28 protein-coding genes and 1 tRNA gene are annotated in these 26,335 nt (G+C 50.8%); 16 read left to right on the forward strand and 13 right to left on the reverse strand.

Annotated elements, in window-relative coordinates:
* The first annotated feature begins 6 nt into the window (after positions 1-6).
* From BZK41_RS09685 to BZK41_RS09700, 4 genes are read left to right on the forward strand one after another with little or no spacing between them, the layout of a single operon-like run.
* The gene (locus BZK41_RS09685; RefSeq protein ID WP_008784302.1) at positions 7-447 is read left to right on the forward strand and encodes a pseudoazurin; all 441 of its coding nucleotides are present in this window, start codon (positions 7-9) and stop codon (positions 445-447) included.
* 27 nt (positions 448-474) lie between these two features.
* Complete coding sequence (petA, locus tag BZK41_RS09690; RefSeq protein ID WP_079938018.1) at positions 475-1,026, forward strand: ubiquinol-cytochrome c reductase iron-sulfur subunit; 552 nt, start codon at positions 475-477, stop codon at positions 1,024-1,026.
* Between the two features lies 1 nt (position 1,027).
* Positions 1,028-2,188, forward strand: coding sequence for a cytochrome b N-terminal domain-containing protein (locus tag BZK41_RS09695; protein WP_079938019.1), 1,161 nt, complete (start codon positions 1,028-1,030; stop codon positions 2,186-2,188).
* Between the two features lie 2 nt (positions 2,189-2,190).
* A complete protein-coding gene (locus tag BZK41_RS09700) occupies positions 2,191-2,994 on the forward strand; it encodes a cytochrome c1 (RefSeq protein ID WP_079938020.1) in 804 nt (267 codons plus the stop codon).
* Positions 2,995-3,146: 152 nt separating this feature from the next.
* Here BZK41_RS09700 and BZK41_RS09705 read toward each other — a convergent pair.
* Positions 3,147-3,234 (reverse strand) — tRNA-Ser (locus BZK41_RS09705).
* A 142-nt stretch (positions 3,235-3,376) separates the two neighbouring features.
* Positions 3,377-5,005 carry an ABC transporter substrate-binding protein gene (locus BZK41_RS09710; RefSeq protein ID WP_079938021.1) on the reverse strand — a complete coding sequence of 543 codons (1,629 nt, stop codon included), beginning with the start codon at positions 5,003-5,005 and terminating at the stop codon, positions 3,377-3,379.
* Positions 5,006-5,275: 270 nt separating this feature from the next.
* On the opposite strand from BZK41_RS09710, the gene yccA reads away from it, so the two are divergent.
* The gene (yccA, locus tag BZK41_RS09715) at positions 5,276-5,935 is read left to right on the forward strand and encodes an FtsH protease modulator YccA (protein WP_079938022.1); all 660 of its coding nucleotides are present in this window, start codon (positions 5,276-5,278) and stop codon (positions 5,933-5,935) included.
* Positions 5,936-6,023: 88 nt separating this feature from the next.
* Positions 6,024-6,353 (forward strand): sulfurtransferase TusE, encoded by a 330-nt coding sequence (tusE, locus tag BZK41_RS09720; RefSeq protein WP_079938023.1) that lies wholly within the window; start codon positions 6,024-6,026, stop codon positions 6,351-6,353.
* Here the strand turns inward: tusE and yccX are convergent.
* Genes yccX through BZK41_RS09735 form a run of 3 tightly spaced genes read right to left on the reverse strand, consistent with a single transcriptional unit; the run spans position 6,350 to position 8,031 of the window.
* Entirely contained in the window at positions 6,350-6,631 is a 282-nt protein-coding gene (yccX, locus tag BZK41_RS09725) for an acylphosphatase (protein ID WP_079938024.1), read from the reverse strand. The genes tusE and yccX overlap by 4 nt on opposite strands.
* 46 nt (positions 6,632-6,677) lie before the next feature.
* Positions 6,678-7,466, reverse strand: a complete 789-nt coding sequence (locus BZK41_RS09730) for an AraC family transcriptional regulator (protein ID WP_079938025.1) — start codon at positions 7,464-7,466, stop codon at positions 6,678-6,680.
* Positions 7,467-7,482: 16 nt separating this feature from the next.
* Entirely contained in the window at positions 7,483-8,031 is a 549-nt protein-coding gene (locus BZK41_RS09735) for a YbhB/YbcL family Raf kinase inhibitor-like protein (RefSeq protein ID WP_079938026.1), read from the reverse strand.
* A gap of 214 nt (positions 8,032-8,245) precedes the next feature.
* Between BZK41_RS09735 and rlmI the strand changes: the two genes are divergently transcribed.
* The gene (rlmI, locus tag BZK41_RS09740; RefSeq protein WP_079938027.1) at positions 8,246-9,457 is read left to right on the forward strand and encodes a 23S rRNA (cytosine(1962)-C(5))-methyltransferase RlmI; all 1,212 of its coding nucleotides are present in this window, start codon (positions 8,246-8,248) and stop codon (positions 9,455-9,457) included.
* 57 nt (positions 9,458-9,514) lie between these two features.
* Entirely contained in the window at positions 9,515-9,832 is a 318-nt protein-coding gene (gene hspQ, locus BZK41_RS09745; RefSeq protein WP_003035905.1) for a heat shock protein HspQ, read from the forward strand.
* A 67-nt stretch (positions 9,833-9,899) separates the two neighbouring features.
* Here hspQ and BZK41_RS09750 read toward each other — a convergent pair whose 3' ends face one another.
* A complete protein-coding gene (locus BZK41_RS09750) occupies positions 9,900-10,313 on the reverse strand; it encodes a CoA-binding protein (RefSeq protein WP_032942909.1) in 414 nt (137 codons plus the stop codon).
* Positions 10,314-10,485: 172 nt separating this feature from the next.
* On the opposite strand from BZK41_RS09750, the gene BZK41_RS09755 reads away from it, so the two are divergent.
* Both BZK41_RS09755 and mgsA read left to right on the forward strand, forming a co-directional pair.
* The gene (locus BZK41_RS09755; protein ID WP_032942908.1) at positions 10,486-11,148 is read left to right on the forward strand and encodes a DUF2057 family protein; all 663 of its coding nucleotides are present in this window, start codon (positions 10,486-10,488) and stop codon (positions 11,146-11,148) included.
* A 93-nt stretch (positions 11,149-11,241) separates the two neighbouring features.
* A complete protein-coding gene (mgsA, locus tag BZK41_RS09760) occupies positions 11,242-11,700 on the forward strand; it encodes a methylglyoxal synthase (RefSeq protein ID WP_003035897.1) in 459 nt (152 codons plus the stop codon).
* A gap of 32 nt (positions 11,701-11,732) precedes the next feature.
* Here mgsA and helD read toward each other — a convergent pair whose 3' ends face one another.
* A complete protein-coding gene (helD, locus tag BZK41_RS09765; RefSeq protein ID WP_079938028.1) occupies positions 11,733-13,787 on the reverse strand; it encodes a DNA helicase IV in 2,055 nt (684 codons plus the stop codon).
* A 125-nt stretch (positions 13,788-13,912) separates the two neighbouring features.
* On the opposite strand from helD, the gene BZK41_RS09770 reads away from it, so the two are divergent.
* Both BZK41_RS09770 and yccS read left to right on the forward strand, forming a co-directional pair.
* On the forward strand, positions 13,913-14,359 hold the full coding sequence (locus tag BZK41_RS09770; protein ID WP_005123514.1) for a YccF domain-containing protein: 447 nt from the start codon (positions 13,913-13,915) through the stop codon (positions 14,357-14,359).
* A gap of 18 nt (positions 14,360-14,377) precedes the next feature.
* Complete coding sequence (gene yccS / locus BZK41_RS09775) at positions 14,378-16,531, forward strand: YccS family putative transporter (protein WP_079938078.1); 2,154 nt, start codon at positions 14,378-14,380, stop codon at positions 16,529-16,531.
* Here the strand turns inward: yccS and BZK41_RS09780 are convergent.
* The gene (locus tag BZK41_RS09780; protein ID WP_079938029.1) at positions 16,509-17,123 is read right to left on the reverse strand and encodes a TfoX/Sxy family DNA transformation protein; all 615 of its coding nucleotides are present in this window, start codon (positions 17,121-17,123) and stop codon (positions 16,509-16,511) included. The genes yccS and BZK41_RS09780 overlap by 23 nt on opposite strands.
* Positions 17,124-17,340: 217 nt before the next feature.
* Here BZK41_RS09780 and sulA point away from each other — a divergent pair, with 217 nt between their 5' ends.
* A complete protein-coding gene (gene sulA, locus BZK41_RS09785; RefSeq protein WP_079938030.1) occupies positions 17,341-17,850 on the forward strand; it encodes an SOS-induced cell division inhibitor SulA in 510 nt (169 codons plus the stop codon).
* A 357-nt stretch (positions 17,851-18,207) separates the two neighbouring features.
* Positions 18,208-19,266, forward strand: coding sequence for a porin OmpA (ompA, locus tag BZK41_RS09790; RefSeq protein WP_079938031.1), 1,059 nt, complete (start codon positions 18,208-18,210; stop codon positions 19,264-19,266).
* A gap of 88 nt (positions 19,267-19,354) precedes the next feature.
* Here ompA and matP read toward each other — a convergent pair whose 3' ends face one another.
* Positions 19,355-19,807: a macrodomain Ter protein MatP gene (matP, locus tag BZK41_RS09795; protein ID WP_079938032.1), complete on the reverse strand. Its 453-nt coding sequence runs from the start codon at positions 19,805-19,807 to the stop codon at positions 19,355-19,357.
* Between the two features lie 185 nt (positions 19,808-19,992).
* On the opposite strand from matP, the gene BZK41_RS09800 reads away from it, so the two are divergent.
* Both BZK41_RS09800 and fabA read left to right on the forward strand, forming a co-directional pair.
* A complete protein-coding gene (locus BZK41_RS09800) occupies positions 19,993-21,753 on the forward strand; it encodes a Lon protease family protein (protein WP_071444984.1) in 1,761 nt (586 codons plus the stop codon).
* A gap of 68 nt (positions 21,754-21,821) precedes the next feature.
* Positions 21,822-22,340: a bifunctional 3-hydroxydecanoyl-ACP dehydratase/trans-2-decenoyl-ACP isomerase gene (gene fabA, locus BZK41_RS09805; protein ID WP_003035875.1), complete on the forward strand. Its 519-nt coding sequence runs from the start codon at positions 21,822-21,824 to the stop codon at positions 22,338-22,340.
* Between the two features lie 107 nt (positions 22,341-22,447).
* On the opposite strand, the gene rmf is transcribed toward fabA, so the two are convergent.
* The 4 genes from rmf to pqiA form a co-directional block, all read right to left on the reverse strand.
* Entirely contained in the window at positions 22,448-22,615 is a 168-nt protein-coding gene (rmf, locus tag BZK41_RS09810; protein WP_003035871.1) for a ribosome modulation factor, read from the reverse strand.
* Positions 22,616-22,871: 256 nt separating this feature from the next.
* Positions 22,872-23,435: a membrane integrity-associated transporter subunit PqiC gene (pqiC, locus tag BZK41_RS09815; RefSeq protein WP_079938033.1), complete on the reverse strand. Its 564-nt coding sequence runs from the start codon at positions 23,433-23,435 to the stop codon at positions 22,872-22,874.
* On the reverse strand, positions 23,432-25,072 hold the full coding sequence (pqiB, locus tag BZK41_RS09820; protein WP_003831983.1) for an intermembrane transport protein PqiB: 1,641 nt from the start codon (positions 25,070-25,072) through the stop codon (positions 23,432-23,434). Before pqiB ends, pqiC begins: the two co-directional genes overlap by 4 nt.
* Before the next feature lie 4 nt (positions 25,073-25,076).
* Positions 25,077-26,330 carry a membrane integrity-associated transporter subunit PqiA gene (gene pqiA, locus BZK41_RS09825; RefSeq protein ID WP_079938034.1) on the reverse strand — a complete coding sequence of 418 codons (1,254 nt, stop codon included), beginning with the start codon at positions 26,328-26,330 and terminating at the stop codon, positions 25,077-25,079.
* Between the last annotated feature and the right edge of the window lie 5 nt (positions 26,331-26,335).

The raw sequence follows: 26,335 nt of genomic DNA on the forward strand, positions 1-26,335 counted from the left end.
GAATCAATGAAATACCTCAAACAGAGTCTGCAAATTTTGTGTTTACTCGCCTTCGCCTCTTCTGCCTTCGCACAAACTCACGAAGTGTTGATGAAAAATCGTGGGGCTGGGGGACCAATGGTCTATGAGCCGGATTATCTGGAGATCCAGCCAGGGGATACGGTGAAGTTTATCCGTAAACATAAGAGCCACAACGCGGCTTCAATCGCTGAATTGTCTCCGGCTGGCTATCCTGGATTTATGGGAAAAATAGATGAAGAGATCGAAGTTACTTATGACAATGCCGGGTTTTACGGCATCAAATGTACACCGCATTACGCTCAGGGCATGGTGATGCTGATTAAGGTTGGAGATGCCTCGTTACCAGAAAGCTACCGCGCGTTCAAAGCGCCGGGTATTGCTGACAAGCGCTTTCAGGAAATTTACGCGCGTATCGATAAACGTTAATCCGCGATACTCAGGGAGGTATACGAGGTGGCAGATAATAAACTTCCAGATGGCGAAATCCAGGAACAGCGTAGGGAATGCCTGTGTAAACTGACTAAATTTGTCGGTGCAGCAGGCGTTGCGGCTGCCGTCTGGCCGCTGGTTTCGGCCTTGGGCCCGGATGACAAAACGCTTGGGGAAAATGAACCGATTGATGTCTCTCTTGCAGGTGTTGCTGCTGGACAAACCGTCAGACGTGTATGGCAAGGAAAGTTGATTCTTATTCACCATCGCACCCCGGATGAAATTATTACTGCCAGAAGTGCTGACCTGGATACGCTTATCGACCCACAGCCAGACAGCGCCAGGGTATCTGCAGCCCATCCTCAATGGCTGGTGGTTCAAGGTTATTGCCCACATGCCGGGTGTGTACCCAACGCCCGACCGGGGGGAGTAGGTTGGATCTGTCCGTGCCACGGTTCAGAGTTTGATACCTCCGGACGCGTGACGCGCGGGCCCGCAACTGCCAACCTGGCAATCCCAGACTACGTTATTCATTCCGATGGGCAGGTCGTGCGTATCGGCACGAAGGAAGCCTGAAATGAGGAATGAACTTGTCTGTTCGCTTCGCGGGCGTATCCCCTTCCCTCGCTCAGTTGCTGGACTCTGGGTGTTTGCAATCGGCGCTATCCTGCTAGTTATGCTCGGGGTGCAGATCCTTACGGGTATCGTGCTGGCGATGTTTTACGTGCCGACGGCTGAGCTGGCATTTGACTCCATTATTCATATTATGCGCGCGGTTCGCCATGGAGAGCTGTTACGCAACATGCATGCTATTGGCGCGTCGCTCTTTTTCTTTGCCTGCTATCTGCATATTTTTCGTGGTATGTACTACAACGTTTACCGCAAGCCCTGGACGACAATGTGGATGGTTAGCGTCACGCTGTATATCCTGCTGATGATGACCGCGTTTCTTGGTTATAGCCTTATCTGGGGGCAAAAAAGCTACTGGGCGGCAACGGTCATTACCCGCTTTGCCCAGGCTATTCCGTGGGTAGGGGATACGCTTTACGCATATTTAGTCGGCAGCCATACGCCGGGTACGCCGATGCTTGGCCGCTTTTTTGTTATCCACTTTATTCTTCCCTTTGTGATTGTTGTCGCCACGGTTATTCATATACGTACCGTACAGTCGGCGTTTGCCCAGGCGATGAAAAAGAAGTTTAGCGAGAAAGAGTCCAGGAGCCTGTTGTTCGATTACAAAATTACCGATCTCGATGCTATCAAAATCACTCTTTTTTTGATGGTTTTCGCCTGGTTTTTATTCTTCGCGCCGCACTATCTGAGCCGCGCCGACAACTTTATTACTGCGGACCCAACGATTACACCCGCGATTGTTGCGCCAGAATGGTATTTCCTTCCCTTCTTCTCTATCTTGCGCTGCTTCCCGAATGAATTCGTGGGGCTAGCCGCGATGTGCGGCTCAATACTGATTTTCTATTTTCTACCCTGGCTTGATACTTCCCGGGCTCGTTTTCGGCATTACAGCAAACTGGTTAAGTGCGGATTCTGGCTATGGGTTATTAATGCCTGCTTTTTAGGCTGGTTAGGGTCGAAAGCGCTGGTTGGTCCGGATCTTCTTGATGGCTTTCGTAATGAAGAGGGCTGGATCCGTGCCGCATCCCAGCTTTCAACACTGATTTGGTTTGCCTGGTTTTTAATCGTCTTACCTTGCCGTCGTTTTTTGGAAAAACAGGACTGAGGATGAAACAACTATTGAAATTCAGCGTCCTGTTCTTTTCTCTGTTGGGGCTGGGTTCCTCATATGCGCACGAAGCCACGCCTGAACGCCAGGAATGGAGCTTCAGCGGTATTACCGGTCAATATGATAAGGAACAGCTTAGACGTGGCCTGCAGGTTTATGAAGAGAAGTGTCGCGCTTGTCACGGCATGAAACATCTTACCTTTCGGACGTTGACCAGGCCCGGTGGTCCGGAACTCACGGTTGAAGAAGCGAGAAGTATCTCCAGCGGCTATCAGTTTCCTGCGATTCAGGATGACGGCCAGATAAGTGAGCGCGACGGTACGCTAAATGACAGCTTTATATCACCATATCTAAACGAGCAGGAAGCACGCTACCTTAACAATGGTGCTGAACCCGTTGACCTGAGCTATATCGTCCGTGCCCGTTCATACGATCGCGGATTCCCACAATTTTTGTTAGATGCTTTTTTGCCCTACACGGACCAGGGGGCAGATTACGTTTACGCGCTGCTAACCGGCTATCTGCCTGCCGATCCTGAACTGAAGGCTAATCGCTATTTTCCTGGCGGTGTGATTAACATGCCAAAACCGCTGACGAGTGGGGAGATCCAATGGATCCCGGTATCGAAAAAAGCTGAAACTGAGGAGCAATACGCCAGGGATGTTACCGCCTTTCTGGCATGGGCTGCCGACCCGGCGCTCTCTGAACGCAAGCAACAGGGAAATTACGTTATGGGCTATCTGGCTATTATGCTGGGCTTGCTATGGATATCACGACGAATGAAGAGACGTTCGCTCATGTAGGTCTTGCGAGACGGGGGATTACTCAGTTCACCAGCATTCAACCGGACAGTCGCGCTGTTGCCTTGCGCGACTGAGACGAGTAAAGGAAGGCAAAATATAAACCGAGCAAAATGAAAAAACCCCAAGCTATTTGATAGCTTGGGGTTTATGTTTGGCGGAAGCGTAGAGATTCGAACTCTAGAACCCTTTCGGGTCGCCGGTTTTCAAGACCGGTGCCTTCAACCGCTCGGCCACGCTTCCAATGAGGCGCACTATAAACATCCCGAACGGACCTGTAAAGCACCAATGTGTTCGTTTGCCTGAAAAACAGCCAAAATGTTGTTAATCGACTGAAATAACAACAGATTGACCATTTATTCAGCACGAATACCGGCTATAGCGCTTAATGTTTTTTGATGTACATATCTTTGGTGTAGTAATTTCCCCGGTTATCCGGCGCAAATCCCCCCACCCACGGCTTCACGAGATGCGTGCGGACATAGTGGTAAACCGGAATCGCTGGCACATCCTCACCTAAAAGGTCTTCAGCCTGCTGATAGTATTTGCCTCGTTCTTCCAGCGAAGTTGCTTTCGCCGCATTACGCATCGCTTCATCAAAGGCGGGGTTGCTGTACTTGGTGGTATTCTCGCTATCACCGGTACGGAAAATATTGAGGAAACTTGAGGCATCATCATAGTCGGCTATCCACGCATAGCGCACGACGTCAAAATTACCGGTGTGCATGGTGTCCAGCATGGTTTTCCATTCCTGGTTTTGCAGCTTCGCCTCGACGCCAAGGTTTTTCTTCCACATCGACGATGCGGCAATCGCAATACGCTGGTGCGTTTCGAAGGTGTTGTAGAGCAGATTCAAGCTAAGCGGATGCTCAGGACCAAAACCGGCTTCAGCAAGCAGTTTTTTGGCTTCAGCAATACGTTTTTCAAGCGGCCATGACGCATACTCCGGCGCATGCAGTTTCACCCCACCTATTTCTGGCTGGCTGATAACCCACGCTGCTCGCTGCCCCTGTCCCATTACCTTTTGCGCAATGATGTCTTTATCCAACGCCATATTCAGCGCCCGGCGCACGCGCGGATCATTAAACGGCGGGCGGGTTGTATTGAACTGATAGTAATACGTTGAAAGCTGGGGCGAGACATGCAGTTCATCCCCCATCGTTTTTTTCAGTTGCGCGAACTGATTGACCGGTACGCTATACACAATGTCGATTTCACCGGCCTTATAGCGATTTACGTCAGCCGACTCTGAGCTGATAGGCAAATAAGTAACTTTATTAATAACCGTATGCCGATCGTCCCAGTAATGTGGATTACGCTCGGCAACGATGCGCTCATTGACCACCCATTGCGATAGTTTGTACGCCCCGCTGCTGACAAAATGTTCTGGCCGGGTCCACTTATCACCAAAACGGCCTATTAGCACTTTATCCAGCGGGACCAGCGATGGATGCGCCAGCATCGCCAGAAATGCCGCCGTCGGTTGCGTCAGGGTAATTTCCAGCGTGATATCATCCAGGGCTTTGACCCCTAGTGTAGCGGGATCTTTATTCCCTTGGGCAATATCAACTGCGTTCGCAACATGCATATTGCCCAGATACGAAGCATAAGGTGAAGCCGTTTGCGGCGAGACGAGACGCTGCCAGCTCCAGACGACATCCTGTGCGGTAATAGCAGATCCATCTGACCAGGTTATGCCTGGGCGTAAATGGAAGGTCCAGACAGTGTTGCCTTTATTCTCCCAGGATGCGGCTAGACGGGGTTCGATAGACCCATCCTGCTTAACAGCCACCAGACCGTCGAACATATCGCTGATTAAATTAAACTCAACGTTGCTTTCGACTTTATGCGGATCCAGCGATGCCGGCTCACTACCGTTGTTTCTGACCAGTTCCTGTTTTTCTGCAAGTAATGTTCCTGCAGGAACATTTGCCGCCCTCGCCGCGCCGTTTATAGACATCAAACAGACAGCCAACAGCGTAAACGTCAATATCTTCGATTTATGTTGAATCATTCCCTTTACCTTATTGCTCTGTTTTATGTAGACACCGCTGTCACTGTCAGAGAGATTCAGGAATAACGCAATATTTTTCAGTTACCTGGTAGATAGCGATCTGACATTTTTGCACATACAGTGCTAACATCTAATTCGGGAACTTTTGTTGAAATAATATGCTTAAGTCTGGCGGGTTAAAATGCGTAAAGATGGGTAAAACCGCTGTGTCATTCCCCTTGATTTCATTATCCTCCATCATTAATTACATCTGTCATAAGAGAGTGACTCATGGATCGTATTATTAGTTCTTCGCGCGAGCGTACATCGCTACTCAGCACGCATAAGGTGCTGCGCAATACCTATTTCCTGCTCAGCCTGACGCTGGCGTTTTCAGCGATCACTGCAACCGCCAGTACCGTACTGATGTTACCTTCTCCGGGACTTATCCTGACGCTGGTGGGTATGTATGGTCTGATGTTCCTGACCTACAAAACGGCAGATAAACCGGTTGGTATTTTGTCAGCGTTCGCTTTTACTGGCTTCCTGGGCTACATCCTGGGACCAATACTGAATACATACTTGTCTGCAGGCATGGGTGATGTTATCGCCATGGCGTTGGGCGGTACGGCGCTGGTCTTCTTCAGCTGCTCGGCCTATGTGCTGACCACGCGTAAAGATATGTCCTTCCTCGGCGGTATGCTGATGGCGGGTGTTGTGGTGGTGTTGATTGGTATGGTTGCAAATATCTTCCTGCAACTGCCGGCATTACATCTGGCAATCAGCGCGGTGTTCATTCTGATTTCTTCAGGCGCAATCCTGTTTGAAACCAGCAACATCATCCGCGGTGGTGAAACCAACTATATTCGTGCCACCGTTAGCCTGTATGTTTCGCTGTACAACATCTTCGTCAGCCTGCTGAGCATTCTGGGCTTCGCTAGCCGCGATTAAGATGTCCACACGCATTATCCAGCCCCGCTTATGCGGGGCTTTCTTTTTTGGTAAACTGCCGCCAGTTTGACTAACGCAGTGACGAATTATGTTGATCTTTGAAGGTAAAGAAATCAGTACCGATAGCGAAGGCTATCTGAAAGATACCACGCTGTGGAGCGAGCCGCTGGCGGAGAAAATCGCCGAAAACGAAGGCATTACGCTCTCCACGGAACACTGGGAGGTGGTGCGTTTCGTACGCGAGTTTTATCTCGAATTTAATACCTCCCCCGCTATCCGCATGCTGGTAAAAGCGATGGCCAACAAGTTTGGCGAAGAGAAAGGCAACAGCCGTTATCTCTACCGCCTGTTCCCGAAAGGTCCGGCCAAGCAGGCGACGAAAATTGCCGGCCTGCCGAAACCGGTGAAATGTATTTAATAGCGGATACTAAATCCCTTTAGCTCGCCGCCAGGGCGATGTGGTTCACTGAGAACCCGGTCAACCCTGGCGCTGCTCGGCCCCCCGGCTTTCAACCACTTCATCAACTGTTCTACCCGATCGCTTTCGCCACAGGCAACAACCTCTACGCTACCGTCATTCATATTCTTCGCGTATCCGGCCAAACCCAGTCGTTGTGCCTCATGCTGGGTAGTATAGCGAAATCCTACCCCCTGAACCCGGCCATAGACCCAGGCGATTATGCAGACATTCGACATTGTGGTTCTCCTTATCAACGTAAATGAAAGAACAGTTGCCGAGCTCTCAGCGCACCTGTTTCGGCAAACATCCATAATGCTGGCGAAATCTTGCGGTAAACCGAGAACCTGACAGATAGCCACAGCGTAACGCAATTTCGCCAATTGGCAGCGTGGTCGATTGCAACTGAGAAAGTGCACAGGACATGCGCACCTCTTCGACAATTTGCCGGTAACTCTGTGATTCCATCTGCAATCGTCTGCGCAACGTTGAGGTACCGATGGACAGATGACCGGCAATCTCCTGAGCTGTCCATAGCTTAGCAGGGGATAACATAATAAGTTGTCGCACCTGTTCAGTGAGATTAAACCGTCGCTCAATAAGCAGAGGCGCTGCCACACCATCATGCAGCAGCGCCAGCAATAATCCCATCGCCTGGTGCTCTTGCAGTTTGGCAGGTAAGTCCTGACGTACGGCACCCAGCAAGCTTTCCCACATAAATGCCAGCCCGTTGCTCATGGGCGTGCATAGCGACGTCAGTTTTGCCGGTGGGAAATCCTCGACCCAGTTTTTTTTGAACGCGGTAATGATGTGCGTCGACAGCAACAGCAAATCCGAGCGAAACGCCCCCCGCTCCGGCTGATTAATAATCTCCAGAGGCGTATTGGCTGGGATGATAATTAGCTCGCCCGGCCCTGCAACAAGGCGATTTTCATCCTGAATAATGACCTTACTTCCCTGCGTAATATGGCAAATAGCAGCAGAAAACAGTTTAACCCGGTGCAGGCGGTGCAGTTGGCCGGAACGCACCTCAGCAGCGGTAAGGTTGTTATGGCGAAAATGTACATCCTGCACCAGAGTATCCTCTTTATTATCTTGCGTAAGTGGCGGTTAATTCAGCTTTGGCAATCACGTGGCTGTTCAACATAAAACCAACCAGCGCGCCGCTGGCGTTACTGTCAATTGGCAACGCGTCAGTATTTAACGCCCATACGGTAAACTGATAGCGATGAGGTTTATCGCCCGGTGGCGGACAGGCGCCACCGAATCCAGCATAACCGAAATCATTGCGTCCCTGAACTGCTCCAGCGGGTAACTTATTCATGCTGGCGCCGCCATGAAGAGTGTGGATCTGGGCCGGAATATTTACGATGGTCCAGTGCCACCAGCCACTTCCCGTTGGCGCATCAGGATCAAACAGCGTAATGGCAAAACTTTTGGCATCAGCTGGCGGATTTTGCCAGCTCAGCTGAGGGGAAATATTGTCGCCACTGCAGCCAAATCCCTTAAACACCTGTTTTGGCGTTAATTGCAGGTTAGCAGGTATGTCGGTGCTGGTGAGGCGAAACGTCGAGGCCGCGGAGGCATCAAAACTCAACGCAACAATGGCGGCAATAGCCAGAGAGTAGACAGCTTTCATTGTATTTCCTTTTTCTCATTAAGAAATAGCAATGTAAGCTGCGTGCATAAAAGAAACTGTGCCTCTGTGATAGCGTTTTGTGCCGAAACGCTCAGCGCCATACGCTGATGATTGACCTCATCATCTGTGCTACTCTACGCGCCATTTTATTTTAATGGTTTCAGGCTGGTACTTTACTCCAGCCCGCGTCACTGTTTGTGAGAGGTTGCTCCGCATGACTGAATCTACAATTCCACATTATCCTCGTTTAGTGTTAGCCAAAGGGCGCGAAAAATCATTACTGCGCCGCCATCCGTGGGTATTTTCCGGTGCTGTCGCACTTATGGAAGGTAAAGCCAACCTCGGTGAAACCATCGATATTGTTGACCATCAGGGTAAATGGTTAGCACGCGGCGCGTACTCACCCGCGTCGCAGATCCGTGCACGCGTCTGGACATTCGACAAGTCTGAGTCCATCGATATTGATTTCTTCACCCGTCGTCTGCAGCAGGCGCAGACATGGCGTGACTGGCTGGCGAAAAAAGACGGTCTGGACAGCTACCGTCTTATCGCCGGGGAATCCGATGGCCTGCCGGGCATCACCATTGACCGCTTCGGCAACTTCCTGGTGTTACAGTTGCTCAGTGCGGGGGCTGAATACCAACGCGCCGCGCTGATTAGCGCTCTGCAAATTGTTTTCCCGGACTGCGCCATTTATGACCGTAGCGATGTGGCCGTGCGTAAAAAAGAAGGTATGGAGCTGACTCAAGGACCAGTAACGGGTGAGCTTCCGCCAGCCCTGCTGCCAATTGAAGAGCACGGAATGAAGCTGCTGGTTGATATTCAGCATGGTCACAAAACCGGCTATTACCTCGATCAACGCGACAGCCGCCTGGCCACGCGTCGTTATGTGGAAAATCAGCGTGTGCTGAACTGTTTCTCTTATACCGGTGGCTTTGCGGTCTCAGCATTAATGGGCGGATGCCGTCAGGTCGTCAGCGTTGACACCTCTCAGGAAGCGCTCGATATTGCCCGCCAGAACGTGGAACTGAACAAGCTGGATCTGAGCAAAGCCGAGTTCGTGCGTGATGATGTGTTCAAACTTCTGCGAGCTTATCGCGATCGTGGTGAGAAATTCGACGTCATCGTGATGGATCCGCCGAAATTTGTCGAAAACAAAAGCCAGTTGATGGGCGCCTGCCGCGGCTATAAGGACATCAATATGCTGGCTATTCAGTTGCTCAATCCGGGCGGCGTGCTGCTGACTTTCTCCTGCTCTGGGCTTATGACCACCGATTTATTTCAGAAAATCATCGCTGATGCCGCAATAGATGCTGGGCGTGATGTACAATTTATAGAGCAGTTCCGTCAGGCCGCCGATCACCCGGTGATCGCTACCTACCCGGAAGGGCTGTATCTGAAAGGGTTTGCCTGTCGCATCATGTAACTTGAAAAGTGGAATATTACCCTTACATAGAGGGTATCTATTTCCCGGGAGGTGACTATGATTGCCAGCAAATTCGGTATCGGCCAGCAGGTCCGCCATTCCCTGTTAGGTTACCTCGGAGTGGTCGTGGATATCGACCCGGAATATTCGCTTGATCAACCGTCAGCCGATGAGTTGGCGGTTAACGACGAACTTCGCGCCGCTCCCTGGTATCACGTGGTGATGGAAGACGATAATGGTCTGCCAGTGCATACGTATCTGGCCGAAGCACAACTGAGTAGTGAGCTACAGGAAGAACATCCGGAGCAACCGTCGATGGATGAACTGGCGCGAACAATTCGAAAACAGCTTCAGGCCCCGCGCCTGCGCAATTGATGCTAACACAGGCCCGATGGCGATTCGCTAATCGGGCCTGTGCGTTTTGTTCGGCTACAGACCAACCTTACTTCGCCAGTCCCAACCGCGGGATCTCAATCGCCGGGCAGCGATCCATCACCACCGTCATCCCTGCATCGCGAGCCAGCACGGCTGCCTGCTCGTTAATCACGCCGAGCTGCATCCATAGGGTCTTCGCGCCGATGGCAATTGCCTCCTGAGCAACACCCCACGCCGCTTCTGAATTACGGAAAACATCCACCATATCCACTTTCTCTGGTACATCTGCCAGCGTTGCATAGCCCTGCTGCCCCAGCAGCGTTTTTCCGGCAACCTTCGGTGAAACAGGAATAACGTGATAGCCCTGATCGAGTAAATATTTCATCACCCGATAGCTTGGACGATCGGGTTTATCGCTTGCCCCCACCAACGCAATCGTACGGGTCGTTGTCAAAATGCCAGCAATATCGGTCTCTTTCATCGTTTTCCTCCAGGCTGTTTAGCAAAGTGTACGACAAACCTGACTTTGCAACCATTCATCCCATACTGGCGCATGAGAGCTAAACTCAAAAATATGTCTATATGTTAGTAAACGTGATTATCGAAAAATTTAGATACATCTTATACAGATATTTTCTGGACAGGAGAAACCTATGAAAGCCGGCATTGTGACAGCCTTAATTGCCCTGTGTTTGCCGGTAACCGTTTTTGCTACCTCTTTACGTCTGTCTAATGATATCGACCTTCTGGTGCTGGACGGAAAAAAAGTCTCCAGCTCATTACTGCGTGGTGCCGACAGTATTGAGCTGGAAAATGGTCGGCACCAGCTCGTGTTTCGCGTAGAAAAAACCATTCGCCTGTCCAGCCACGAAGAACGTCTGTATATTTCGCCCCCGCTGGTCATCAGCTTTGATACCCAACTCGTCAGTCAGGTTAATTTTCACCTCCCGCGCCTGAACAATGAGCGGGATGCAACGCATTTTGATGATGCCCCTCGTGTGGAACTGCTGGATGGGGACTCCATGCCTATACCGGTTAAGCTGGATATTCTGTCAATCACGTCCACCGCAAAAATCGTAGATTATGAAATGGAAACAGAGCGATATAACAAAGCGGCTAAGCATGCGTCTTTACCGCAATTTGCCACGATGATGGCCGATGACAGTTCGCTGCTTTCCGGGGTATCTGAACTGGATCGCGTGCCGCCTCAGTCGCAAACGCTGACCGAGCAGCGCTTAAAATATTGGTTTCAACAGGCTGACGCACAAACCCGAAGTAACTTCTTACAATGGGCGGAGAAACAGCCCCCATCGTGACATTTATGTTCGTATACGCATTTTTTTTGTCTTTCTCTTGCAGCGTCAAGTGCTTCCAGTACTCTGTAACAAGGTTAACTTGGGAGCTGTACTATGGAATTAACGACTCGCACATTGCCAGCGCAGAAACATATTGCGTTGGTCGCACACGATCACTGCAAAAAGATGTTGATGAGCTGGGTTGAACGCCACCAGCCATTACTGGAAAAACACGTTCTGTATGCTACAGGAACAACAGGAAATTTAATTCAACGCGCGACAGGAATGGACGTCAACGCCATGCTGAGCGGCCCGATGGGGGGTGACCAGCAGGTGGGTGCGCTAATTTCAGAAGGGAAAATTGATGTGCTGATTTTCTTCTGGGATCCGCTCAACGCCGTTCCCCACGATCCTGATGTCAAAGCCCTGCTACGCCTGGCCACGGTCTGGAACATTCCGGTCGCCACCAACGTGTCAACGGCTGATTTTATTATCCAGTCGCCAAACTTCAACGACGCAACGGATATCTTGATCCCGGATTACGCCCGTTATCTTGCAGAACGCCTCAAATAAACGCCAGGCAGGCGGCAATTGCCGCCTGCTTTTCAGGGTTTCCGGGTCACCGGAACGTCTAGTTGCTTAAGCTCATCAACAAAGCATGATGGCGCGTCTTTGCTAAACAGTAGCCATACCCGATGCCGCGCACGCGTTAGCGCCACATACAGCAACCGTCTCTCTTCTGCATCAGGAAAATCTTCAACAGCCGGGAGTAACGCCTCTTCCATAATCGACTCGCGAGCCGGAGCTGGGAAGCCGTCATTCCCGTCGTGAAGCCCCATCACAATGACGTAATCCGCCTGCTGCCCTTTGCTGGCATGAATAGTCATAAAGTCCAACTGCAGCTTAGGCCAGCGGGTGGCCGCTTTGTCCAGGCTGGCAGGTTTGAGATGATGGTATCGCGCCAGCACCAGAATTCTCTCTTCGGCTTTCACAAAACCCGACAGCTTATCCAGCAACAGATCTAACTGGCTTTCGTCGAGCAACGTGACGGCTTTTTTATCACCAGTCGTCAGACTGTTCAGCGGTTTCGTGAGCTGATGTGGGTTTTGCTGGATAAACTGGTTTGCGACTTCGCCAATACGGCTATTAAAACGGTAAGTCGTATCCAGATTACAGCGATCGCCCTCGCCGAAGTTTTGCTGGAATGCGGTTGTCAGAGAAAGCTGTGCCCCGCTGAACCGGTAAATTGCCTGCCAGTCATCTCCCACGGCAAACAGCGTGGTCTGCGAGTTTTGCTTACGCAAGGCGGCTAACAGGGCGGCGCGCTGAGGGGAAATATCCTGAAATTCATCGACCAGAATATGTTTCCACGGACTGATAAACCGCCCTTTCTCCAGAATGACAATAGCCTGATGGATCAACCCGGAGAAATCGACGGCATTCTCATCCTTCAGGGCACTCTTCCAGGCCTTGAGCAGAGGCGCCATTAGCTTTATGCGTTTACTGAACAGATCACGGATCTCCTCCGGAGCATTAGCAATCATCTCCGCCTGTGCTCCGCCATGCATACGCATCAAACTAACCCAGCGATCCAACCGGGAGGCCAGACGGCGCTGTAATTTTTCGTCATCCCAGAAGTTACCTTCGGGTACAGACCACTGCATTTCTTCTTCTAACCATTGTCGCCAGCCTTTAGCCTGAGCCTTTTTCTCACTGCACTGCTGACGCCAGGTTGTTATAAAGAGTTTGTTGCGCGCGATAGCATCATTTTCAAGCTTGCTCACCGTTGGGACTTTTTTACTACCTTGCGAAATGATGTGCAGCGCCAGTGAATGGAACGTCCGTGCGGTGACCTCATCCGTATGCAGACGCTCACGGATGCGGTCATCCATCTCCTGGGCTGCTTTGCGTCCAAACGCCAGCAACAGGATCTGTTCCGGCGCGGCTTCTCCCCGTGCAAGCAACCAACCAGCCCGGGCAACCAACACAGATGTTTTACCGCTTCCAGCCCCTGCAAGTACCAACAATGATTGCTCACCGTTCACCACCGCGCGCGCCTGAGCAGGGTTCAACGGCGAAGATTCAATATGCTGGAAAAACTCGGCATACTCTTCCAGCATTGCATCGGTGTACGCCTGATTGTGCTGTAAGCGACAGGCTTCAATGTCCTTCAACCATGCCTGGCATTGACGTAACGCCTCCCGGCAATTTTCAAATTCTTCCAGCCGATTAACCGGAAGCGGTAACGCGGCAAAGGCACGGCGAATCTGCTGCTGCAGCCCTGACGTTTGTTCGCGCGTCAGCCATTTACTTTCACTAGTACGCGCCGCTATCGCATCCAACTGCTGCTGTAGAACCGCCGCAGCAACGTCACTCATTTCCTGGCTCCACTGTTGCCAGAGCGTATTCAAATGATGATGGAAGCGCTGGGTTTCCGCCCACTCCGTACCGTGAAGACGAACCACCTTCTCATCCGGGAGTACAAACTCCAGCTCGCCCCATACCAGGCCGCGTTTGCAATGAATAGCCAGTAACTGGTTGAAGGGAATAAGATACTCGTGACGATCGCCGGAAACTTTAATCCCGGCATTGAGAATAACGGCCCGATCGTAAGGGTGTTGTGCCAGACGTTTTCCAAGAGAAGTTGCTTTCAGTTCCATAAGACTCAAGCGGATCCACACGAAGAGGTTTACTTATCAGTGTAACCGCCAGAGAAAACGTGCTCCAGCCCAAAAAAACGTTACAATTGCCGAATTCACAGAAAACCAGAGTTAACCGAGGGTTTATGCGTACTGTTCTGAATATTTTAAATTTTGTGCTTGGGGGGTTCGCCACCACCCTGGCCTGGTTACTGGCAACGCTGGTCAGTATCGTGCTTATTTTTACTTTACCCTTGACCCGTTCATGCTGGGAGATAACCCGACTTTCGCTGTTTCCCTATGGCAACGAAGCGATTCATGTCGATGAACTGAATCCAGCTGGTAAAAACGTCCTGTTAAATACCGGCGGCACCCTACTCAATATTTTCTGGCTGATTTTCTTCGGCTGGTGGTTGTGTCTGATGCACATTGTCTCTGGTATTGCCCAGTGCATAACGATTATTGGTATTCCGGTTGGCATTGCGAACTTTAAAATCGCTGCCATTGCGCTCTGGCCGGTGGGTCGCCGGGTGGTTTCAGTAGAAGTTGCTCGTGCAGCGCGTGAAGCCAATGCGCGTCGTCGTTTTGAATAATCAGGACCGATGGCCTTTATGTTAAGTCCTCTGCTCAAACGTTATACCTGGAACAGCACCTGGCTGTACTACGTGCGGATTTTTATCGCGCTATGCGGCACAACGGCACTGCCCTGGTGGCTGGGTGACGTCAAGCTGACTATCCCACTCACGCTGGGTATGGTCGCTGCCGCACTTACCGATCTGGACGATCGTCTCGCGGGCCGACTGCGTAATTTAATCATCACACTGGTGTGCTTTTTTATTGCCTCAGCCTCCGTTGAGCTGCTCTTCCCATGGCCCTGGCTGTTTGCCATTGGGTTAACGCTTTCCACCAGCGGTTTTATTCTGCTGGGGGGATTAGGCCAGCGCTATGCAACCATCGCTTTTGGCGCGTTGCTGATCGCCATTTACACGATGCTAGGCACCTCGCTTTACGATCAGTGGTATCAACAACCCATCCTGCTGCTAGCTGGCGCTATCTGGTATAACCTGCTGACGCTCACCGGACATCTTCTGTTCCCCATCCGCCCCTTACAGGACAATCTGGCACGCAGCTACGAACAATTAGCGCATTACCTGGAACTGAAGTCACGTCTTTTTGATCCCGACATAGAAGATGAAAGCCAGGCGCCGTTGTATGATTTAGCCCTCGCTAATGGGCAACTGATGGCAACGCTGAACCAGACTAAAGTGTCGCTGCTGACCCGCCTGCGCGGTGACCGTGGACAACGGGGAACACGTCGCACACTGCATTACTATTTTGTGGCGCAGGATATTCATGAACGCGCAAGCTCCTCACATATTCAGTATCAAACGCTACGCGATCATTTCCGTCACAGCGATGTGATGTTCCGCTTCCAGCGGTTGATGTCGATGCAAGGACAAGCCTGTTCACAATTGTCTCGCTGTATTTTATTACGCACGCCATATCAGCACGATCCGCACTTTGAGCGCGTCTTCACTCATATAGATGCCGCTCTTGAGCGCATGCGCGCCAGTGGTGAACCTGCCGACCTGCTCAATACGCTGGGCTTTTTACTGTCAAACCTACGGGCAATCGACGCACAGCTCGCTACCATCGAGTCTGAACAGGCTCAGGTACTCTCGCGCAATGAGTCTGAAAATCAGCTTGCCGATGACAGTCCCCATGGATTCAGTGATATCTGGTTACGCCTGAGCCGTAATTTCACCCCAGAGTCCGCTCTGTTTCGCCATGCCGTTCGCATGTCGTTAGTGCTCTGTGTTGGTTATGCCATTATCCAGATAACCGGCATGAATCACGGATACTGGATCTTGCTGACCAGTCTGTTTGTCTGTCAGCCAAACTACAATGCCACCCGACATCGTCTGGCGCTCAGGATTATCGGCACGTTGGTTGGGATTGCCATTGGCCTACCGATTCTGTGGTTTGTGCCCTCTTTAGAAGGGCAGCTAATACTTTTAGTGATCACTGGTGTACTGTTTTTTGCTTTTCGCAACGTCCAGTATGCGCATGCCACCATGTTTATCACGCTGCTGGTATTATTGTGCTTTAACCTGCTCGGCGAAGGCTTTGAGGTTGCGCTGCCGCGTGTCATCGATACGCTAATTGGCTGTGCTATCGCCTGGGCGGCTGTCAGTTTCATCTGGCCAGACTGGCGTTTTCGTAATCTACCACGGGTAATAGAGCGGGCGACTGACGCTAACTGCCGCTACCTTGATGCAATTCTCGAACAATATCATCAGGGTCGTGATAATCGTCTGGCCTACCGTATCGCTCGCCGTGATGCGCATAACCGTGATGCTGAACTCGCCTCCGTGGTGTCAAACATGTCGAGCGAGCCGGATGTGACGGCCCAAACGCGCGAAACGGCGTTCCGTTTACTGTGTCTCAATCATACGTTTACCAGCTATATTTCTGCGCTGGGCGCACATCGCGAACAATTGACCAATCCAGACGTTCTGGCATTGCTGGATGACGCTGTTTGCTATGTTGATGATGCCCTTCACCATCAACCCGCTGACGAGCAGCGCGTATACCAGGCGTTAGAAGGGCTGAAGCAGCGAATTCAGCACCTGGAACCACGCCCGGACAGTAAAGAGCCTCTGGTCGTTCAGCAAGTTGGGTTATTAATTGCTCTACTCCCGGAGATCCGGCGATTACAGCAGCAAATTGCCGTATTACCTTCTAATACCCCGGTTCCGGCGTAAGAGAACTTACCCACTCCACCAGCTCCTGGCGACGCGTCGCCGGGAGCGCTGCTTCATGTATCCCCCCTACCGCGCCTTCAAGGGCATAAAGTACTTTTACCGTCAGAGCCGGGTTATTTTGCCGAAGTTTCAGCCAGCACATTTGTGCCCCTAACGACCGCATAGTCCCCTCATCTTTAATTCCAGCTTCATTCAGCAGAGTCTCCAGATGAAACGTCATATTCGGCAATTCCCGCAGACGATGCTGGGCAAAGCGGCTCTGTTTTTCCTTAACCGCTGCATCCAATGAATATCGCGATAACGACACCAGCTGCTGCTGGTTTTGCCACAGGGCATCGTTCACCTGGTAATAATTAAGAACAAGAGGACGTCCGCGCTTAATAAATGTCAGCCAGACAGGAGAATTTTGTACACAATACTGAGCGCTCTGCTCACAGGCGCGAAGATACAACTCACCATTGGCGACCATGGCAAAGACCGTATCGCCAACCGTCAGACTGTAGCCACCAAACAGTGAGCGATAGTGAATTGTCCCCAGAGAAGCAAGGTATTCCTGCGATTTATAGATCCTTGCATAAGAAAGTTTTTTCATAAAAATCCTTTTTAAATCATAACGTAAGCAAATGATTTTCAGTAGCGGATCCGTTAATGACGAAAATAGGCAACTTATGCGTATGGGGCAAGATGAATTTTATTTTTCCCGTGACGACGACTAAAAATTGCGAACCTGTTTCCGAAAATAAGGTTGATCTTTGTTGATGGCAGGGTTACTGTATATCCATACAGTAACTCACAGGGCTGGATTGATTATGTACACTTCAGGCTATGCAAATCGTTCTTCGTCGTTCTCTTCCACATCAAGCAACATTGCGCGCGTTTCATCAGAGAACACAACCGCTGGGCTTATCAGTGAAGTAGTCTATCGCGAGGACCAGCCCATGATGACACAACTGCTGCTGCTTCCCCTACTGCAACAGTTAGGGCAACAATCGCGCTGGCAGCTGTGGCTGACGCCTCAGCAAAAATTAAGCCGGGAGTGGGTGCAGTCAGCCGGACTTCCGTTGACCAAAGTCATGCAAATCAGCCAGCTTTCCCCCTGCAATACGCTTGAATCGATGGTTCGAGCGCTGCGCACGGGTAACTACAGCGTCGTCATCGGTTGGCTGACGGAAGAATTAACCGAAGACGAACATGCCGAACTGGTAAAAGCGGCTGATGAAGGTAATGCGATGGGATTTATCATGCGTCCGATTCGCGCTCAGACACTTGCGGGGAGACAGCATTCCGGGCTAAAAATTCACTCGAATTTGTATCATTGAGTAAAATTAGGATTTATCCTGGAATTTTTTTTCATGTTTCAATTTGCTGTTGAGCTGTAATGCGTTTTTCGCCTGAATGCCTGTCTGAAGCGGTTTTCAGGATATCCTCAGTACATTTATTCAGCTATAAATGTTAAATATTGTGTATACAAGCCTTTTTTTTTCATATGCCTGACGGACTTCACACTTGTAAGTTTTCAACTACGTTGTAGACTTTACATCGCCAGGGGTGCTCGGCGTAAGCCGCAGATATCGGTAGAGTAACTATTGAACTGGTCCCCGGGTGAAGGATTTAACCGTGTTATCTCTCTTCGGAGATATTCATGGCGAATTTTGGATGATAACGAGGCGCAAAAAATGAAAAAGACAGCTATCGCAATTGCAGTGGCACTGGCTGGTTTCGCTACCGTGGCGCAGGCCGCTCCGAAAGATAACACCTGGTACGCTGGTGCTAAAATGGGCTGGTCTCAGTACCATGATATTGGCAACAACCAGATCAACAACACCGGGCCGACCCACGAAAGCCAACTGGGTGCTGGCGCGTTCGGTGGTTATCAGGTTAACCCGTACGTTGGTTTCGAAATGGGTTACGACTGGTTAGGTCGTATGCCGTACAAAGGCACTGCTGACGCTACCAATCAAAATGGCGCTTTCAAAGCTCAGGGCGTTCAGCTGACCGCTAAACTGGGTTACCCAATCACTGACGATCTGGACGTTTATACTCGTCTGGGTGGTATGGTTTGGCGTGCAGACGCTAAAAGCAGCAACGGCTTCAAAGACCACGACACTGGTGTATCCCCAGTATTCGCTGGTGGCGTAGAGTACGCAATTACTCCTGACATCGCTACCCGTCTGGAATACCAGTGGACCAACAACATCGGTGACGCGAACACCGTTGGTGGTCGTCCGGATAACGGTCTGTTGAGCGTTGGTGTTTCTTACCGTTTCGGTCAGCAGGAAGAAGCAGCTCCAGTAGTTGTTGCTCCGGCTCCGGCTCCAGAAGTACAGACCAAGCACTTCACTCTGAAGTCTGACGTTCTGTTCAACTTCAACAAAGCAACTCTGAAACCAGAAGGCCAGCAGGCTCTGGACCAGATGTACAGCCAGCTGAGCAACTTGGATCCGAAAGACGGTTCCGTAGTGGTTCTGGGCTTCACTGACCGCATCGGTTCTGACGCTTACAACCAGGCGCTGTCCGAGAAACGTGCTCAGTCCGTTGTTGATTACCTGATCTCTAAAGGTATTCCTTCTGACAAAATCTCTGCACGTGGCATGGGTGAATCCAACCCAGTTACTGGCAACACCTGTGACAACGTGAAAGCTCGCGCTGCACTGATCGACTGCCTGGCTCCGGATCGTCGTGTTGAGATCGAAGTTAAAGGCATCAAAGACGTTGTAACTCAGCCTCAGGCTTAAGTTATCGTCTTATAAAAAACCCCGCTATGCGGGGTTTTTTTTCATCTGTTTTCATTCAAAGTAAGCCACGCATAAAACCAGTCAACCGCTACTCTTTTCCCAGCAACGCCTGTAAATCCTGTTTCAATGTCGACATTTTGTTCGCGTACTTCTCTTTATGCTCTGCGTCTTCAATCAACTGCACAATGGTTTCAGAAAGCGTTTTGCCACGCCGCTGCGCAAGACCAGCCAGACGCTGCCAGACCATAAATTCCAGATCGATTGATTTCTTCCGCGTATGCTGATGCTCAGCATTAAAGTGCCGCTTGCGCCTGGCACGTATGGTTTGTTTCATACGATTAAGCAGCGCAGAATTCATGTGTTCTTCAATCCAGGTATTGACCCGAACCGGTTCATTTTCGAGGGTTAGCAATAAATCAACGGCTTCTTTGGCAGCGCTGGCCTCGACGTAACGGGTGATTAATTCCCCCTCACGATGCTTCTTCACCAGATACTTCCATTTCCAGCCGCTTTCAAGGTTTTCAAGTTGTTGATATTTCATTGCGATCTCAATGTTACCGTGTAACTCTTATCAGAATATCAGCTTTTTCGGCATCTGAAGAAAAGAATATCCAGCCTGTGAACTGCCGCGCGTCATCACAACCGTTTCGCGGCGCTTTCCAGGTGTTTAGTGGTGAGGGTTACGGTATAATCTCGTTTTTTACAACAGACTAAAAAACATCAACTTTGACCATTACGAAACTTGCATGGCGTGATCTGGTTCCTGATACCGACAGTTATCAGGAAGTATTTGCACAGCCGCACGTCACTGACGACACCGACACCTTACTTAGTGATACTCAGCCACGTTTACAATTTGCGCTAGAGCAGCTTCTTCAGCACTGGACAACATCCTCGTTCATGTTGGTAAAAGCACCGGAAGAGCTTGAGTATCTCAACCTTATTGCAAAGGCTGCACGTCCCTTGCACACGGATGCAGGAAGCCTGACTGGCGGCCATTACGACATCTCCGGTCACACTATTCGTTATCGTACAGCTGAGAAAGCGGAAGACAATTTTGCGACGTTGACGCAGGTGGTCAGCGCTGACTGGGCCGAAGCCGAACAACTGTTTGGCTGTCTGCGTCAGTTCAATGGCGAAATTACGCTGCAGCCAGGTCTGGTACATCAGGCCAATGGGGGTGTGCTGGTTATCTCATTGCGCACGCTGTTGGCCCAACCTCTGTTGTGGATGCGCCTGAAAGCCATTGTCAGCCACGAGCGTTTTGATTGGGTGGCTTTTGATGAGTCTCGCCCGCTGCCAGTCTCCGTTCCGCCTATGCCGCTTAAACTGAAAGTGATTTTGGTGGGTGAGCGTGAATCGCTGGCGGATTTCCAGGACATGGAACCAGAGCTGGCTGAGCAGGCTATTTACAGCGAGTTTGAAGATAATCTGCAGATAGTGGATGCCGAAGCCATGACGCAGTGGTGTCAGTGGGTCACGCATACTGCTATGCGCAATAATTTGCCTTACCCCGCTCCTGATGCCTGGCAGGTTTTGATCCGTGAAGCCGTTCGCTATACAGGTGAACAGGATACATTGCCGCTTAACCCGCTGTGGATCACCCGACAGTTCAAAGAGGTGGCTCCGTTATGCGAGGGCGAAACCTGCAACGCTGAGCAGTTCAGCCTGATGCTGGCTCAGCGCGAATGGCGTGAGGGATTCCTGGCTGAACGCATGCAGGATGAAATTCTGCAAGAGCAGATCCTTATCGAGACAGAAGGCGAGCGTATTGGCCAGATCAACGCCTTGTCGGTGATTGAGTTTCCAGGCCACCCACGCGCATTTGGCGAGCCTTCTCGTATCAGCTGCGTCGTGCATATTGGCGACGGCGAGTTTACGGATATTGAGCGCAAAGCCGAGCTCGGCGGAAATATTCATGCCAAGGGTATGATGATTATGCAGGCGTTCCTGATGTCGGAACTCCAGCTTGAGCAACAAATCCCCTTCTCTGCCTCGCTGACCTTTGAGCAATCTTACAGTGAAGTGGACGGTGACAGCGCGTCCATGGCAGAACTGTGCGCATTGATTAGCGCCCTCGCCGACGTTCCTGTTAATCAAAGTATCGCTATTACCGGTTCTGTCGATCAGTTTGGTCGGGCGCAACCTGTCGGTGGTCTGAATGAGAAAATTGAAGGTTTCTTCGCCATCTGCCAGCAGCGTGAGCTGACAGGCACGCAGGGCGTTATCATTCCTTCGGCTAACGTCAGACACCTCAGCCTGCAGCCTGCGCTGCTACAGGCCATAGAAGAAGAAAAATTCACTATCTGGGCGGTGGACGACGTGACTGATGCGCTGCCACTGTTGTTAAATCTGGTGTGGGATGGCGAAGGCCAGACAACGCTGATGCAAACCATTCAGGAGCGTATTGCCACGGCTACGCAACAGGAAGGTCGTCACCGTTTTCCATGGCCGCTACGTTGGCTGAACTGGATTATTCCGAACTGATCGGACTTGTTCAGCGTACACGTGTTAGCTATCCTGCGTGCTTCAATAAAATAAGGCTTACAGAGAACATGGTAGATAAACGCGAATCCTATACGAAAGAAGACCTTCTTGCCTCTGGTCGCGGTGAGCTGTTTGGCGCTAAAGGGCCACAACTGCCAGCACCAAGCATGCTGATGATGGACCGTGTCATCAAGATGACCGAAACCGGTGGCAACTTTGACAAAGGTTATGTTGAAGCTGAACTGGATATCAACCCAGACCTGTGGTTCTTCGGTTGTCACTTTATCGGCGATCCGGTGATGCCGGGCTGCCTGGGTCTCGACGCCATGTGGCAACTGGTTGGATTCTATCTCGGCTGGCTGGGCGGCGAAGGTAAAGGCCGTGCACTGGGCGTAGGCGAAGTCAAATTCACCGGCCAGGTTCTGCCGACTGCGAAGAAAGTCACTTACCGCATTCACTTCAAACGTATCGTTAACCGTCGCCTGATCATGGGCCTGGCTGATGGTGAAGTGCTGGTTGATGGTCGTCTGATCTACACTGCAAACGATCTGAAAGTGGGTCTTTTCCAGGACACTTCCGCATTCTAATCAAGGACTGCGTAGCAGCCAGATATTAAGTTTTCTACGTCTTATCTGGCATGCAAAAAGGCGAAACCTCCGCTCTGCGGAGGTTTCTTTTATCTAAAGAGACAGAATCAGGCCATTAAAACCCTATCCCCCATGGCTTCTCGCCAGCCTCCCAGCCAGTATGACCTCTGATTCAGCGTCTGATAGGGACACATTTCTTTTGAGCGTCCGGCAATGCCGGCCTGATATCCACGTTGATGTGCCCGTTCCAGGCGATCTCGTTTTTGTCTCTTCATGCCTCGTTTCCCTCATTTTTGGGTCTGGTGGAAAAGAAAACAGTGATTACTAAGTGTGCAATCACACTAAACGAATACCCCTAAACACCAGGCTCGTCAATGCGCAAAATTCACGCCAGTGTCATATTTGTGAGCTAGCCTCTAAATCATTTGTACAAAAATAGTCAGTCAGAACAGCTATCTCCACGGCTAAAAAAATAAAAAAAACCGCCCCGGGCAATGAACCAGGGGCGGCATAATTTACAATTATTTAAGCTTATGGGATGCGTTTCAGCTCTTGAGCAATGGCGGTCGCCTCCTGACTCCAGGCGTTGGCAAGAACCTTCACCATCTCATCGTAGCCATCTTTAGTCTGTACAGCTTCGATGTGGAATGGACGTTTGATCAGTTGTCCCTGATGATTCAGCAACCATTCACCGCTAACGATAACCTTACCATCGTACCGACCGTGAAAGCCGGTCACGGTAACGTTCAGCGTGTCCTGAGTGCTTCCCAGCGGCTGTGAAGCGACAACCCAGCCAGGCAACTGCATACTGAGGTTCGCAACCAGTGTATTGCGCAATTGCTGATCTAATGGGCTGGCCCAGAGATTATTATTGGCTATTGCATATTGCACATCGCTGGTCTGGTAAACCACCCCATTACCAGCCAGATAATCAGGTACTGCAACCTGCTCAACCCACAACAGACGGTTTCCCTGGTTGGCGGAGCTTTGTACGCCCCCTTGCGCGATAGGAAGCTGGTAATAGCTTTTATTTTCTCCGCTGGAGCTGCATGACGTCAGCCAGACCGCCATCATCACCACTAGCCACTTTTTCATTGTTTCGCCCTCTTCGGCTCTGGATCTTTTTTGTCCTTCGCTTCAAATACCAGCGCATTACTCTTATCGTTCAGCGTTTTCAGTACCGGTTGCAGTTCACGCAGCACCTGATCAAGACGCTGCATATCCGCCACCATCTTGTTGTAGGCCGCGGAACCCGGCTGGAAGCCCTGCATACTACGATTCAGTTCACGCAGCGTGTTCTGCATATCCGCTGGCAGATCCTGCATCGACTGGCTGGACGTGATCTTGTTCATGTTATCCAGCGTGGTTTGCAGATGTTTCATCGTGCGTTGGCTTTCCGACAGCGTATTGGTTGCCTGCTCGATCATCGGGTTCAACGGCAGATTATTGATCTTATCTAACGCTTCCATCAGACGCTGTTGAATCTGCGCCAGACCACCGCTCACGGTCGGGATTATCTGATAACCGTTAAATTCACGCACCCCGGTAATTGGCGGTTCTTTCGGGTAGAAGTCGAGATCGACATACAGCGCGCCGGTCACCAGGTTCCCGGTTTTCAGCGATCCCCGTAATCCACGTTTAAGCAGTTGCTCCAGATGAGCGCCAACATCGGTATCTTCTCCCAGTTGCGCCTTCAGACGTTCAGGTTCAATACGCACCAGCACCGGAATGCGGTAATCATTGTTAAATACCTGACGCATATTCGGTGAGAAGAAAGGTACTTTACTCACCGTACCCAAGCGGATGCCACGGAATTCCAGCGGTGCACCAGGCTGTAGGCCACGAATCGAGTCTTTAAAGAACATCAGGTAATCAATATGATCGGTATACAGTGAATCTTGAATACTTTTTTGATCGTCATAAAGATTAAACGCTGACTGTTGTGCGACCGGCTCGCCCTGCTCTAAACCTTCTGGCACATCAAAACTTACACCACCGCCAAACAGCGTGGAGAGCGATCCCATTTCTACGCGCATACCTGCTGAGGTGAGATCTACGGCGATTCCGCTGTCTTTCCAGAAACGCACATTACTGGTCACCAGACGATCGTTAGGCGCATTGATGAAAAGCTGATAGCTGATCGTACGCTTTTGCGCATCAAATGTGCTGGTTTCAACCGAGCCCACACGATAACCGCGGAAAAGGACCGGATCGCCTGGGCTCAACTGACCGGCTTTTTTGCTGTCCAGAATCACACGGATCCCTTTTGCATCTGGCGGGGCCAGCGGCGGTGAATCCAGCAGTTGGTAATTTTCCAGCTTACTGCCTTTATTGCCAGGCTGAAGTTCAATATAAGCCCCGGACAATAGCGTACCGAGCCCACTGATACCTTCACGTCCTACCTGGGGCTTCACCACCCAAAAGACAGAATCTTTATGCAGCAGCTTTTCCATTCCGGAGTTAAGACGCGCTTTAATCTCCACATGGGTCAAATCATCAGTCAGGGTTGCGCTCTCGACGATACCAACATCCACGCTGCGGCTCTTAATCGTCGTTTTACCCCCTTCAATACCTTCGGCATTGGTGGTGATAAGCGTGACCTGTGGCCCCTGATGACTGTAGTGATAAAACAGAACCCACGCGCCAATGAGTGCAGTGACGATAGGGAATATCCACACGGGCGACCAGTTTTTTACCTTTTGCACTTTGGCTTCCCCACTTTTAGATTCCATGCTGTCAGGACTCCTCATGGCCTGGTTCTGGTTCACGGTCCCACGACAGACGCGGATCAAATGTCATCGCAGAAAACATTGTCATAATGACGACTAAAGCAAACATCAAAGCACCCATTGCAGGATAAATGTTCATTAACCCTCCCATACGCACCAGCGCAGAGAGTACCGCAATCACAAAGACGTCGATCATTGACCAGCGACCGACAAATTCCACAACTTCATAAATCAGGTGCATACGTTCACTGTCGCGTTTGCCGTGCCCTTTGGCGTCCCAGCATAGCCAGGCAATGGCGATCATTTTCAACGTCGGCACCATAATACTGGCGATAAAGATAACCGCAGCCACCGGATAAGAGCCTTCGCTCCAGATTAAAACCACCCCCTCTAGTATCGTTGATGGCAGCTTTGACCCGAGCAAATCGGTAATCATAATCGGCAAAATATTGGCAGGAAGATAAAGCATGATTGACGTAAACAGTAATGCCAACGTCCATTGCAGACTGTTTTTACGCCGCACATAGCCTTTCGTCTGACAGCGTGGGCACACCCGCTCATCAGCGGGAAGTATCGCAGTGCAGCAAGAGCAGGAACGCAGTCCCTGTCGAATACCCGGCACGCCAGGCTTTAAGGCCTGCTTTATGACAGGCATTGGCGCAATATCATCCCACAGCCAGCGACGGTCAACGCACTGGAATGCACGCAGTTGCAAAACACAAAAGAAGCACCACGGAATAAAGCTGCTGCCCACGCCGATATCACCGTAAGCCATCAGCTTAACGAAGCTGACCAGCACGCCGGCGAGGAAGATTTCCGCCATCCCCCAGCTTTTTAACTGGAACAGGACGCGTGCAAGACCCGCCTTAAGTCTGGCGGGCATCTGCACCCGATTCACCAGCAGCAGGATAGTCAGCAGGCAAAACGCAGGAACCAACTGCACGAATAATAAAAAGAAGGTGCCGAGACTGGCGTAGTCTTCAGAAAAGAGAACGCTGGGGATCTCCAGCAACGTGACTTCACTACTCACCCCTGCGACGTTCATATTCACAAAGGGAAAGAGGTTTGATAAAAGCAGCATGAACAATGCTGCTAACACATAGGCTGTAGGACGCTGCCGCGGCGCGTCCCATTCAACCGTTAACGTAGTGCCACATCGTGGACATGCCGCTTTCTGACCATGCTCAAGGCGAGGTAACGCCACCAGCATGTCACACTGCGAGCACAAAATATGCTTCGCGGCATGGTGATGTTCGCACATATGTG

It is taken from the genome of Citrobacter sp. A316, assembly GCF_002042945.1.
In the GTDB taxonomy this organism is placed as follows: Bacteria; Pseudomonadota; Gammaproteobacteria; order Enterobacterales; family Enterobacteriaceae; genus Citrobacter; species Citrobacter portucalensis.